Origin of the sequence: Photorhabdus akhurstii, assembly GCF_018448925.1 — a bacterium.
GTDB lineage: Bacteria > Pseudomonadota > Gammaproteobacteria > Enterobacterales > Enterobacteriaceae > Photorhabdus > Photorhabdus akhurstii.
On record NZ_RCWE01000010.1, the window covers coordinates 25,929 to 39,288 of the forward strand.

The window sequence follows — 13,360 nt, forward strand, 5'->3', positions numbered from 1 at the left end:
TGGCTATGAACGCTCATGACTTCAGAGAAATGCCGAATAAAAATAGCGCCGCAAGATAGCAGCGCTCAATATATCTCACGAAAGAGATTAGAACTCCATCAGTTCTTCTTCTTTCTTCGTTAAAGCTTCATCAACTTTTTTGATGAAATTATCCGTCAGCTTTTGAATATCATCCTGCGCACGACGCTCATCGTCTTCACTGATCTCTTTGTCTTTCAACAGCGCTTTGATTTTGTCGTTAGCATCACGACGAATATTACGCACAGAGACACGCCCCTGCTCAGCTTCGCCACGAACCACCTTAATCAAATCTTTACGACGCTCTTCTGTCAATGGTGGCAAAGGAACGCGGATTGTTGTCCCCGCAGAAGATGGATTCAGCCCTAAATCAGAAGCCATGATTGCCTTTTCAATCGCCGGCGTTATAGTACGATCAAATACCGTGATAGCCAGGGTACGTGCATCCTCAGCAACAACGTTAGCAAGCTGACGCAAAGGCGTTGGCGCACCATAATACTCAACAGTGATACCATCCAGCAGACTAGGAGAAGCTCGGCCGGTACGAACCTTGCTAATTTGGTTTTTAAGTGCTTCGACGCTCTTTTCCATACGGTCTTGTGCGTCTTTTTTGATTTCATTAATCACGTTACAAACCCTTGGGAACTGGTTGTTTTCAAGCCATAAATCATTATGACCATGATTTGTTAAATTTGGCGTATCAGGCGACTCATCATACCGCCAAACATCTCTGGTGTCTTTGAACATTACTCATGAGAAATCAGGGTACCTTCATTTTCCCCCATCACCACACGACGTAACGCCCCCGGCTTATTCATGTTAAATACGCGAATGGGTAAGCTATGATCACGAGCCAGAGTGAATGCCGCCAAATCCATAACTTTCAATTCACGCTCTAATACCTGCTGATAAGAGAGCTTATCGAACAATACCGCTTCTGAATCTTTCGCCGGATCAGCCGAGTAAACACCATCTACTTTAGTTGCTTTTAGCACAACATCTGCTTCAATCTCAATACCGCGCAAACACGCTGCCGAATCTGTAGTAAAGAACGGATTGCCGGTACCCGCAGAGAAAATAACAACACGACCATGACGTAGCAAACTAATCGCTTCTGCCCAACTATAGTTATCGCAAACGCCATTTAAAGGAATTGCAGACATTAGACGGGCGTTCACATAGGCGCGGTGTAATGCATCCCGCATTGCCAGACCATTCATTACTGTTGCCAACATGCCCATGTGGTCGCCGACTACACGGTTCATTCCTGCTTCTGCCAAGCCAGCACCACGAAACAGATTACCACCGCCAATGACGACACCGACCTGTACGCCTAACTCAACCAGTTCTTTGATCTCCTGAGCCATGCGATCTAAAACGCTGGCATCTATACCAAAACCTTCTGCACCTTGCAGGGCTTCGCCACTGAGTTTAAGCAGGATACGCTGATATACGGGTTTTGCATTGGTTGCCATGATGTTCTGTCCTAAGCAGAAAAGTATATTGGGGATTTACATACATCCGGGTCATTCTGACCAGATGCAAAAACTCAATGCCTACTGGGATAGGCAGTTTAGATTAGATAAAACAGAACCGCCATTTGGCGGCCCTGTTTGTAAAAATTAAGACTATTTACTCATTGCAGCAACTTCTGCTGCGAAATCAGTCTCAACTTTCTCAATACCTTCACCCACTTCATAACGGATGAAGCTGGTCACTTTAGCATTGTTTTCTTTCAACAGATCACCGACAGTTTTGCTCGGATCCATCACGAAATTCTGACCTGTCAGAGAGATCTCGCCGGTGAATTTATTCATACGGCCAGAAACCATTTTCTCTGCGATTTCACGTGGCTTACCAGACTGCATTGCGATATCCAGTTGGATTTGGTGCTCACGCTCAACAACGTCAGCAGGTACATCGCTTGGGTTAACATATTCTGGCTTGCTTGCAGCGATGTGCATAGCCACATGCTTAATCAGCTCTTCATTAGCGCCTTCAGCCGCAACCAGAACACCGATACGCGCACCATGCAGGTAAGTACCCAGTTGTTCGCCTTCTAATACAGAAACGCGACGAATGTTGATGTTTTCACCGATTTTAGCAACCAGTGCGGTACGCTGCTCTTCGAACTTAGCTTTCAGCGTTTCAATATCAGAGATTTTATCAGCCAATACTGTCGCCATAACTTCTTTACCGAAAGCGATGAAGCCAGCATCTTTAGCAACGAAGTCAGTTTCACAGTTCAGCTCAACCAAAGCGCCGAATTTGCCATCAGCAGCCACTTCTGCCAGGATGATACCTTCAGCAGCAACACGGCCAGCTTTCTTAGCCGCTTTCGCTTGACCTGATTTACGCATGTTGTCAATCGCTAACTCGATATCGCCATTAGCTTCAACCAGCGCTTTTTTACATTCCATCATACCTGCGCCAGTACGCTCACGCAGTTCTTTTACCAAAGCAGCGGTAATTCCAGACATTTGTTTTATTCCTCGATGTATCCCGCAGGAAGAGAGTATTCCGCATGGATAGTTCTTATATTAGATACGTAAAAGGGGGCCATAACAGGCCCCCCTAACCAATATATTTCAATACCTGGTTAATAAGGGCTCAATAATGAGCTTGCCTTATTATTCAGCTTCTACAAAGCTTTCTTCTGCCTGAACAGCCAGATCTTGAGAACGACCTTCACGAACAGCGGTAGCAACAGCACCTAGATACAGTTTTACTGCACGGATTGCGTCATCGTTACCAGGGATGATGAAATCAACACCATCTGGATCAGAGTTAGTATCAACAACCGCAAATACTGGGATACCCAGGTTGTTTGCTTCTTTGATAGCAATGTGTTCATGTTCAGCATCGATAACAAACAGAGCGTCAGGTAAGCCGCCCATATCTTTGATACCGCCCAAGCTATTTTCTAACTTACCAAGTTCACGAGAACGAATTAACGCTTCTTTCTTGGTCAGTTTGTCAAAAGTACCGTCCTGAGACTGTGCTTCTAAATCTTTCAAACGTTTGATGGACTGACGAACGGTTTTCCAGTTAGTCAACATACCGCCTAACCAACGGTGATTAACGAAGTATTGATCACAGCTCTGAGCTGCTTCTTTAACCGCTTCGCTCGCAGCACGCTTAGTACCAACAAACAGAATTTTGCCTTTGCGTGAAGCAATTTTGTTCAGTTCAGCTAACGCGTCATTGAACATTGGAACAGTTTTTTCCAGGTTGATGATATGCACTTTGTTACGAGCGCCAAAGATGAATGGTTTCATTTTTGGGTTCCAGTAACGAGTCTGGTGACCGAAGTGAACGCCCGCTTGCAGCATATCGCGCATGGAAACAGTTGCCATTGTAAACCTCTGTAAAATATTAAGTTGGGGTTATGCCTCCACGAGCCCCATAACACCGACTCCTTAGCTGCATGTTCTGCATGAGAGCACCCCGGTGTATGTGCCGACTCGTGTGTGTTATTACACAGTGAGTATATTTAACGCCACTCTGTTTTGCCTCAGTGGCAAATACAGAGAACGCCGGCGCGCTTTATATCATAAACCCACCTAAGACACCAACTTTTGTTGTCACTTTCCGATAGCTCAATGTGAAAAGAAAGGCAGGGTTACGGAAGGTATTCTTGATAGGCAAAAAGGTAACGAGGGAAATAGGGCTGCCAACTGTTATTGGCAGATATTCTGTAGGCTGATACCATTAGTTCAATAATTTTTTCCTTGTTGAAAAACATACAACCAGCAGATTCGCTGGCATTGAATGGACAAGTTTCATGGCAATCTCAATTAAAACCTCTGAAGATATTGAAAAAATGCGCGTCGCCGGTCGACTGGCGGCAGAAGTGTTGGAAATTATTGAACCTTACGTCAAACCCGGTGTAACAACAGGTGAATTAGATCGTATCTGCCACGATCACATTACCAATAAACAACAAGCTGTCTCTGCCTGTCTTGGTTATCACGGTTTCCCAAAATCCGTTTGTATTTCTGTTAATGACGTAGTGTGTCACGGTATCCCAAGTGATGATAAAGCATTGAAAGATGGCGATATTGTTAATATCGATGTGACTGTCATCAAAGAGGGCTTCCACGGTGATACATCAAAAATGTTCATTGTCGGTAAACCAACCATCCAGGGCGAGCGCCTATGCCGCATCACTCAGGAAAGCCTCTATCTGGCCTTAAAAATGGTGAAACCCGGCATTCGTCTGCGCACTCTTGGTAGAGCCATCCAACAATTTGTTGAAGCCAACGATTTTTCTGTGGTCCGTGAATATTGTGGTCACGGCATCGGCGAAGGCTTCCATGAGGAACCACAAGTACTGCACTACGACGCCGATGATGGTGGTGTTGTTCTGCAAAAAGGTATGGCTTTCACTATTGAACCAATGGTTAACACCGGTGACTACCGCATCCGTACCATGAAAGATGGCTGGACAGTCAAAACGAAGGACCGCAGCCTGTCCGCACAGTATGAACATACCATTGTTGTTACTGATAACGGCTGTGAAATCATGACATTGCGTAAAGAAGAAGAGCCAGAGCTTTCCGCAGTCTTGGTAAATGAATAATTAAAATAGCAAACTACGAAGCCTTGCTGAAATCATACAAGGCTTCTCATCTCTTCTCTGCAATATCCTCTTGTTTAACCCCCTACTTTCTCAGTAATCTGGCCGTTATGATTCGCCCTTCTCATAGGTTTATGCTTATGCCAGCAGATATCGCCACAATTCGGGCCCCTATCCCGCCACTTTCTCCCGCTGATTTTTCTAGTGAAGAACTTCGCTACCCTGTGTTGAAACAGCACCTCGAAGAATTTCAACTTTGGCTAGAGCATGCATTTAAAGCGGGGATTTCCGCAGAAGCCTTGATTTCTGCACGCAGTGATTACATAGACCAGTTATTACAACAATTATGGCATGCCTATGGATTTGATAAGATTTCATCACTTTCATTGATTGCCGTCGGCGGATATGGCCGACGGGAACTGCATCCGCTATCTGATATTGACGTGCTGATACTCAGCGAGCAGCCGCTCACACCGCCTCAAGCTCAGAATGTTGGACAATTTATCACTTTGCTATGGGATATCCGACTGGAAGTCGGCCACAGTGTTCGCACACTCGAAGAGTGTTTGCTGGAAGGGCTGTCAGATCTAACTATCGCGACGAATTTAATCGAATCACGATTAATTTGCGGCGATCCAGCCATTTTTCTTCAATTACAGCAACATACCTTCAGTGATGGTTTTTGGCCTTCTACTGACTTCTTTGATGCCAAAATTGTTGAACAACACGAACGCCACCAGCGCTATCACAGTACAAGTTATAATCTGGAACCTGATATCAAAAGCAGCCCCGGAGGGTTGCGAGACATTCATACTCTACTGTGGGTTGCCCGTCGCCATTTTGGTGCAACCTCCATAGATGAAATGGTCGACTTTGGTTTCCTAACAGTGGAAGAACGTAATGAATTAAATGAATGCCAAAGCTTCCTTTGGCGTATCCGCTTTGCTCTTCATCTGGTAGTCAACCGTTATGATAATCGCTTGTTATTTGATCGCCAGTTCAGTATTGCTCAATTATTAGGTTATCAAGGGGAACGTAATCAACCGGTAGAACGAATGATGAAAGATTTCTATCGGATGACACGCCGCGTTAGCGAACTCAACAATATGCTACTGCAACTGTTTGATGAAGCTATTCTGGCACTGGAAACCAATGAAAAATCCCGCCCACTGGACAGTGAATTCCAGCTACGGGGGCAACTTATTGATCTAATCGACGAAACCCTGTTTATCAAAGAACCCGCAGCTATTATGCGGATGTTTTATCGCATGGCAGAATATGAAGAAGTTCAAGGCATTTATTCTACTACGTTACGCCACCTCCGTTATGCGCGCCGCAACCTGTCTCAGCCATTGTGCGAATTGCCGGAGGCTCGCCAAATCTTTATGGATATTCTACGTCACCCCAGGGCGGTTGAAAGCGCATTTGTGCCCATGCATCGTCACAGTGTTCTTGGCGCTTACACACCGCTTTGGGGCAATATTGTCGGTCAGATGCAGTTTGATCTGTTTCACGCCTATACCGTCGATGAACATACCATCCGCGTACTGAGAAAATTGGAAAGTTTTGCCGATGAGAATAACCGTCCAGCCCATCCGCTCTGTGTTGAGCTATACCCTCGTCTGCCTCAACCTGAGCTTCTACGTCTTGCTGCGCTATTTCATGACATCGCCAAAGGGCGTACTGGCGACCATTCTGAACTTGGCGCTGACGATGCGCTAGCGTTTTCACTGCAACACGGGCTTAACTCACGAGAAGCTGATTTGGTAGCCTGGCTGGTTCGTCATCATCTGTTAATGTCAGTCACAGCTCAACGACGAGATATTCAGGACCCAGAAATCATCAAGCAATTTGCCCATCAAATCCTCAATGAAACCCGGTTACGCTACCTAATCTGCCTGACAGTCGCTGATATCTGCGCAACCAATATCAATCTATGGAACAGTTGGAAACAGAGCTTGTTACGGGAGCTCTATTTTTCTACAGAGCATCAATTACGCCAGGGAAATACACCAGATTTTCGTGAACGTATCCGCCACAACCGTTTTCAGGCACTTGCTCTGTTACGCCAAAATAATATTAACGAACAGAAACTTCATCGGCTCTGGAGTCGTTGTCATGCAGATTATTTCCTTCGCCATACGCCAAAACAACTTGCCTGGCACGCCCGTCATCTAGTGCAACATGATTCTCAAGAGTCGCTGATACTGATAAGTACCAAGCCAACCCGCGGCGGTACAGAAATTTTTATCTGGAGCTTAGATCGCCCTTCCCTGTTTGCGGCAGTTGTCGGCGAACTGGATAGACGTAACCTGAGTGTTCATAATGCTCAAATATTTACCAATCGTGATGGCATGACAATGGATACCTTCGTAGTACTGGAACCCAATGGTCATCCTTTAGCATTGGATCGCCATGAAATAATACGTAACGCACTTTTACAAGTCGTTCTGGACCCTTATACCAAGACACCGAAAACACGAAAATTACCAACCAAATTGCGCCACTTCAACGTACCAACAAAAGTGACCTTCTTACCTACCCATAACGAACGACGAACCTATATGGAACTATTTGCCCTGGATCAACCGGGATTACTGGCAAGAGTCGGTAATATTTTTGCTGAAATGGGGGTTTCACTACATGGTGCGCATATCACCACCATCGGTGAACGTGTCGAAGATTTTTTTGTTCTGGCGGATAAAGACCACAAAGCATTAAATAAAAAAGTCAGAGAAGAATTATCAGAAAGGTTGACAGCAACCCTAAATCCAAAGGATAAAATATAACTCAATATAAGCCCATGATTCGGACGATAACCAAGGAACCCGATGCAATGCAGCAATTACAATCCATTATCGAAAGTGCATTTGAAAACCGCGCAACGCTTACTCCAGCAACAGTCAACCATGAAATACGGGATGCAGTTACTCAAGTCATCAACCTGCTGGATAGTGGAAAACTTCGCGTTGCAGAGAAAATTGACGGTCAGTGGGTCACTCATCAATGGCTAAAAATGGCTGTACTGCTCTCTTTCCGTATTAATGAAAATCGGATCATCGATGGCACAGAAAGCCGTTATTTCGATAAAGTTCCGATGAAATTCTCTGACTATGATCAGGCAAGATTTGAAAAAGAGGGCTTTCGCGTAGTGCCTCCTGCGGCAGCACGTCAAGGGGCCTTCATTGCCCGTAACTGCGTACTGATGCCTTCCTATGTCAACATCGGCGCCTATGTTGATGAAGGGACAATGGTAGATACCTGGGCGACTGTCGGCTCCTGTGCCCAAATTGGTAAAAACGTCCATTTATCCGGTGGCGTCGGCATCGGCGGCGTATTGGAACCATTGCAAGCGAACCCAACCATCATTGAAGACAACTGCTTTATTGGCGCCCGTTCTGAAATTGTGGAAGGTGTCATTGTCGAAGAGGGTTCAGTGATTTCAATGGGTGTCTATATCGGTCAAAGCACCAAAATCTATGATCGTGAAACAGGCGAAATCCATTATGGCCGCGTCCCTGCCGGTTCCGTTGTTGTCTCTGGCAACCTCCCATCAAAAGATGGTAGTTACAGCCTGTATTGTGCTGTCATTGTCAAAAAAGTGGATGCCAAAACACGAGGAAAAGTGGGCATTAATGAACTACTCAGATCGATAGATTAAACTTTAAAATAGCGGATAATAAATAAGTCCGCTATTTTTTTGCTTTTTATCATCATTACCGACCTCAGTCAGTGTTATTAATATAGGGAGTTTGAATGCGGACAACGTGCACAACCCGAAACGTACACAGAGTACGTAAGGCGTTTAGCGACGCTCTGGATTCAAAATGACACATAAAATAACCTACTGGGAAAAATACCCTTAAGGTGGTGCTATGTACGATAACTTAAAGAGCCTGGGGATCACATATCCCGAAGAAATTGACCGCTATAGTCTACGTCAGGAAGCTAACAACGATATTCTGAAAATCTATTTCCGCAAGGATAAAGGTGAATTCTTTGCTAAAAGCGTGAAATTCAAATATCCGCGTCAACGCAAGACTGTAACTGCAAACAATACAGAGCAAGGATACAAAGAGATCAACGAAATCAACACTAACCTACGTTATGTGATTGAAGAGTTAGATCAAATTTGCAAACGCGACCAAGCAGAAGTCGATTTGAAACACAAAATTCTTGATGACTTACGTCATCTTGAACACGTTGTTGCCAACAAGATTGCCGAGATTGAAGCCGATCTGGAAAAACTAACCCGTAAATAAAACGGTTCTATTAATTACACCGCCTATATCTTATTTGGTATAAGCGGTGTATTGAGATTATTCAATTAACTCTCCCCATTGCTTGATCCAAGGCTGAGCAAAAACTTCCGGTTCAGCTTCTTCCACCGCATCCACCATCAAAACTTCACCGATTCTTATCGCCCCTTGTTCTTGTAGCAACTCATCAAAAGTGCGCCCACCACCACAAAAATTTTCATAACTGCTATCACCCAAAGCGATCACGCCATAGCGTAATTCAGGCTGATACCCCAATTCATCTCGCAGGGAATGGTAAAGAGGCCGAATATTATCGGGCAAATCTCCTTGCCCGGTAGTTGAAGTAATAACCAAAACCATTTGATCAAGATAGGATTGCCATTGTTCCAGCTCCCCTTCTTCAAAAACTTCTACATCATGACCTTGTTGTTCAAGGATCTGCTGTGCTTCTTCTGCAACAGCAAGCGCGTTACCATAAACAGTACCAACGAAAATACCTATCTTTGCCATAACTTATTATCTCTTTTTAAAGGAATTATTAGTTATCCTCGCTGGCAACAGCAGAAAACTCAACCCTTCCCAAATCAGGGATAATTACCTTTACCAGCTAAGTAGTCGTATCAAATCAAATATTGCCACTACTAAGTTCACTTTGTCATGTAAACAGTACTCCATCAGCACTAATGAATAATCATATATCTGTTAAGCTAATTACGAACAGACGTAGCGATCAATAACTGTGGTTATTCTACATAAAACGGTAACAGATAATCATCAAAAGCCTCGTTTTCTGTGACAACCAAGATAAAGTAACAGAAGTGATGTCGTCTTAGATCAAGTTATTTAACCAATAATAATTCAGTATTAAAATCATTTTTTTAAACAACTTTAACTGATATTATTGATATTAATATGAAAAATGACCATATACTTTATTTCAAGATGAGAAATAGTATTATGAGGTTAATAGAATGACGAAAATAAACACTAAATAAAGGAAAACCATCACTATGTTTAACAATAGAGCTGTTGTGCTGAGTATACTATTAAGTACCGCAAATATTACCGGCTCATCGGGTCTAATGATTTGGGTAGATACCGTGCTTAAAGATGGAGGCATGATTTTAAACGCTTACGTTCCTGTTTTTTCCTATTTATTGGGATTATCTCTGGGGTGTATGACCATATCCTTTTTTATTCGGAAAATGAATATTGCTTTTTTTGAAAGAAATATTTTTGGCTTCTTCTTATTACTAGCAACCATAAACTGCATTCTCTTTGCAAAAGAAACAACATTTATTCCAGTTTGGCTGGATACTCTGCATAGAATATTATGGGGAGTAATAAGTGGATTTATTGTCATAATGGGAAGAAATATCCTTATAACCGCAGAAAATGAAAAGAAAACTAATAGTGATTTTTCTATTTTAAGCCTGGCGTTATTAAGTCTACCATTTTTAATCCCTATTATTTTCTCTCTTTTACGTTTAAATTCCCGTACATCAGCAGACTTTTTTGCTGCTTTTATTTACTCTATTGCTTCAATTATCTATTTCACTGGCTTTAAAAATAACAATAATAAAAAACAAAAACACGATATTAAACACTCCGTAAAAACAACCAATAAATTAGTTGTTTTCTTTGCCTTTTCCAGCTTAGTTATAATCAATGTTTGCTTTTTCCTATCCTTAATGATTATGCCAGCGATGCGAACAAAATATTTTGAGCATATTGATATAATTCAAATGTATATCATATTAGTGGTTATATGGTTCCCCTGTGCAATTGGGATCATGAAAGTCATAAAATCCGTACTTTTAACCAAAAGAATCATGATAGGTAATATCATGCAATTATTTTCTCTCGGATTCTGTTTACTTAGCATTATGACAAATTCTGGCATACTCTATTTGCTATTCACAATTATGGTATTTTTAGCTAATACCATTATGCAACCTGTTTTTTTCTCTTATCTAGGATTATATTCAAAAAATTCTCTTTATACTTTGGGTATGCAATCAGGGATTTATGTATTTATTACTATGATCATTCTTTTTTATACTATTTATTTAGGTGTTGGCGTTGAAGAAATTATTGCTGGGTTTACAATATTATTAATTTCTTCAATAGTTATCTCGACTATTTTTCTTTCAAGAATCAATTCAAATAATAACATTGATCAGTAAAAACCAATAAATTCATATATTACCAATCTTTACTAATAATATATAAATGTTGCCTTTATCTCTTAATTATCTCAATTAAGAGATAAAGACTAATGAGTATTCCTTGAAAATATCCTAATCTACGAAACTTTCTATTTTACTCGCTTCATCATATTCCAAATCCGGGATAATACCTTGCCAGCCAAATTGTTGTATTAAATGCTGCCATGACGCATCCCATTTTGCCGTAAGCGATAATTTTTCACCCGTAACAGGGTGATTTAACTCAAGACAACTGGCATGAAGCATCAATCGACTGGTTTGATAATGAGCGGCAACCCCTCTGTTTTGCCGTAAATCACCATGTGTCGTATCACCAATAATTGGGTGACGAATATGTGCCATATGGCGTCTTAATTGATGTTTTCGGCCTGTTTTCGGTGTCAATTCCAACAAACTAAAACGTGATGTAGGATAACGGCCTATTTCTATCGGACATTCCACCGTTGCCAGTGGTCGGTAATAAGTCACGCAGGGCTGAGCCTCTTTCTCACCCTGTGCAAATTTATCCGCGATCTTATCCAACTCTTCAACCAGAGCGTAATCAATAATAGCTGATTCCAACACATAACCGCGCACGACGGCATGATAAGTTTTTTGTAACTGATGATGTTCAAACTGTTGGGAAAGCTGACGGGCAACATCACTGGAAAGCGCCATCAGCAATACACCTGACGTTGGTCTATCCAGACGGTGCACCGGGAAAACATGCTGGCCAATCTGATCACGCAATGTCTGCATGACAAAGAGAATTTCGTGACGCGCCAACCAACTACGATGAACTAACCACCCCGCTGGCTTGTTAACTGCCACAATATGATCATCCTGATATAATACTTCCAACATATCAGACGTTATCCTGCATAAATAAGCGATCCAACGCACGAAGATGTTCAAGCAGTTGCTGGTAACGCCCGGTAGTATCTTCTTTATAAGATTCCTCAAAGTAAGGCGCGATAGCAAATGCCGTAGGCAACGCCAATCCCTGTTCCAATAATGTATACATTCTCGGAATCAATACCCACTGTAGCCACTCTTCAGCTAACATCGTATCAATGGAAAATGGCTCAACACTTTCGAAAGCTTTCGGTTTAGGCGGATGGCTCTGCCACAGGTCAATTTCCCTCATGGCTTCTTCAATTAACTGTAATTTATGCAGAATTTGTTTTGCAGTACTCATATTTTCAGCCTGACTCAGTTTTTACTCAAAACAACCAAGTTCGCAAGAATACCATCGATACCCCTTAAGCTGAAAATTTGCTTGCTCCACCAAATAAGAGAAGGGAGCGAACAAGCGCTCCCCTTAAGTTGATTTTATAGCAGTCCCGCTAATAATATGCTCCTTGCTCACTCCTTGACAAATTGTCCCTGTTGGTTATCCCTTACCCATCATTTTATTTATGTTGCATACGATCCTGTTATGCATTGTGTCATCCTGACCATCATCACTTATCTGTCCTTGAGAAATTGTGCGCAATGATTCCTTTCCTGCTGAGGACAGCATGAATTAATTCGTTCGATGAAACAAGCTACACATAATGGAACCAGTAAATGAGGGCAGGGAATAAAATCTGTGATTATTTATAGCCTATTGAAATAAAATGAAAATAATAAACTAATGTGAAACTCACAAAAGTAAACAATGATATCTCTTACATGAAGTGTAAGAGATATCTCACAAATGTAGAGTTAAAAATCCGGGACTAACTGTAGCAACCTGCATTTATCGTGTTTTTCGACCCACAATAACTGAAAATGAAATCTATAACCTGTTGTGCCTTGCAGAAAATGAATCCCGTGTCAGAGCGTAAGTGAAGTGTGTTTACCGTTGTACAACTCCCCATACGCCATCCAGTAAGCCACTGTTTTGTAGATAAAGTATCACGCTCATCACGATAGACCGTCAACCCGCAACACTGGGTTACTGGCAGTTTGATATGTCACCTTCCGATCTGAAACACATTGATATACTAGAGTAGATTGATCCGGATAAAGGCAAACCTACCCTGATGCTGTTCAGTGGGATGGACGATCAGAACGGCACGTATCAGGAATACCACTGCATTTACGGTGAGGATACCGAGTCGGCCCTGCGTCTAATAAGTCATCAATAATAAAATAATTCCAAGATTAATTGCGAATACACCTAAATATGACGATTGTTAGGATGGTTAATTCTATTAAAAATAATAATAATAAGCATGACATAATATTATCCTGTTTATATTTCTTATCGATGTAAATAGAACAATGATTCACTAACTTTATTTTTAAAACCA

12 protein-coding genes and 1 pseudogene are annotated in these 13,360 nt (G+C 42.1%); 6 read left to right on the top strand and 7 right to left on the bottom strand.

Annotated elements, in window-relative coordinates; all coding sequences use genetic code 11:
- Positions 1 to 87 precede the first annotated feature (87 nt).
- The 4 genes from frr to rpsB form a co-directional block, all read right to left on the bottom strand.
- Positions 88 to 645, bottom strand: coding sequence for a ribosome recycling factor (gene frr / locus EAE93_RS12780; protein WP_036781275.1), 558 nt, complete (start codon positions 643 to 645; stop codon positions 88 to 90).
- 119 nt (positions 646 to 764) lie between these two features.
- A complete protein-coding gene (gene pyrH, locus EAE93_RS12785) occupies positions 765 to 1,493 on the bottom strand; it encodes a UMP kinase (RefSeq protein ID WP_036781253.1) in 729 nt (242 codons plus the stop codon).
- 153 nt (positions 1,494 to 1,646) lie between these two features.
- Complete coding sequence (tsf, locus tag EAE93_RS12790; protein WP_036812104.1) at positions 1,647 to 2,498, bottom strand: translation elongation factor Ts; 852 nt, start codon at positions 2,496 to 2,498, stop codon at positions 1,647 to 1,649.
- A 150-nt stretch (positions 2,499 to 2,648) separates the two neighbouring features.
- Positions 2,649 to 3,374, bottom strand: coding sequence for a 30S ribosomal protein S2 (gene rpsB / locus EAE93_RS12795; protein WP_036781258.1), 726 nt, complete (start codon positions 3,372 to 3,374; stop codon positions 2,649 to 2,651).
- Between the two features lie 428 nt (positions 3,375 to 3,802).
- Between rpsB and map the strand changes: the two genes are divergently transcribed.
- The 4 genes from map (at position 3,803) to EAE93_RS12815 (ending at position 8,859) form a co-directional block, all read left to right on the top strand.
- The gene (map, locus tag EAE93_RS12800; protein WP_036812107.1) at positions 3,803 to 4,600 is read left to right on the top strand and encodes a type I methionyl aminopeptidase; all 798 of its coding nucleotides are present in this window, start codon (positions 3,803 to 3,805) and stop codon (positions 4,598 to 4,600) included.
- Positions 4,601 to 4,737: 137 nt separating this feature from the next.
- Complete coding sequence (gene glnD, locus EAE93_RS12805; protein ID WP_214039814.1) at positions 4,738 to 7,386, top strand: bifunctional uridylyltransferase/uridylyl-removing protein GlnD; 2,649 nt, start codon at positions 4,738 to 4,740, stop codon at positions 7,384 to 7,386.
- 47 nt (positions 7,387 to 7,433) lie between these two features.
- A complete protein-coding gene (gene dapD / locus EAE93_RS12810; RefSeq protein ID WP_040151399.1) occupies positions 7,434 to 8,258 on the top strand; it encodes a 2,3,4,5-tetrahydropyridine-2,6-dicarboxylate N-succinyltransferase in 825 nt (274 codons plus the stop codon).
- 214 nt (positions 8,259 to 8,472) lie between these two features.
- A complete protein-coding gene (locus EAE93_RS12815; protein WP_036781518.1) occupies positions 8,473 to 8,859 on the top strand; it encodes a DUF3461 family protein in 387 nt (128 codons plus the stop codon).
- Between the two features lie 57 nt (positions 8,860 to 8,916).
- Here EAE93_RS12815 and EAE93_RS12820 read toward each other — a convergent pair whose 3' ends face one another.
- Positions 8,917 to 9,366 carry a flavodoxin gene (locus EAE93_RS12820; RefSeq protein WP_110086589.1) on the bottom strand — a complete coding sequence of 150 codons (450 nt, stop codon included), beginning with the start codon at positions 9,364 to 9,366 and terminating at the stop codon, positions 8,917 to 8,919.
- Between the two features lie 500 nt (positions 9,367 to 9,866).
- On the opposite strand from EAE93_RS12820, the gene EAE93_RS12825 reads away from it, so the two are divergent.
- On the top strand, positions 9,867 to 11,042 hold the full coding sequence (locus tag EAE93_RS12825) for a hypothetical protein (protein ID WP_214039815.1): 1,176 nt from the start codon (positions 9,867 to 9,869) through the stop codon (positions 11,040 to 11,042).
- 114 nt (positions 11,043 to 11,156) lie between these two features.
- On the opposite strand, the gene truC is transcribed toward EAE93_RS12825, so the two are convergent.
- The gene (gene truC / locus EAE93_RS12830; protein ID WP_214039816.1) at positions 11,157 to 11,927 is read right to left on the bottom strand and encodes a tRNA pseudouridine(65) synthase TruC; all 771 of its coding nucleotides are present in this window, start codon (positions 11,925 to 11,927) and stop codon (positions 11,157 to 11,159) included.
- Position 11,928: 1 nt separating this feature from the next.
- Complete coding sequence (locus EAE93_RS12835) at positions 11,929 to 12,261, bottom strand: YqcC family protein (protein WP_036812124.1); 333 nt, start codon at positions 12,259 to 12,261, stop codon at positions 11,929 to 11,931.
- A 745-nt stretch (positions 12,262 to 13,006) separates the two neighbouring features.
- On the opposite strand from EAE93_RS12835, the pseudogene EAE93_RS24585 reads away from it, so the two are divergent.
- Positions 13,007 to 13,183, top strand: a pseudogene (locus EAE93_RS24585) (IS481 family transposase); the annotation flags it as partial.
- Positions 13,184 to 13,360 lie beyond the last annotated feature (177 nt).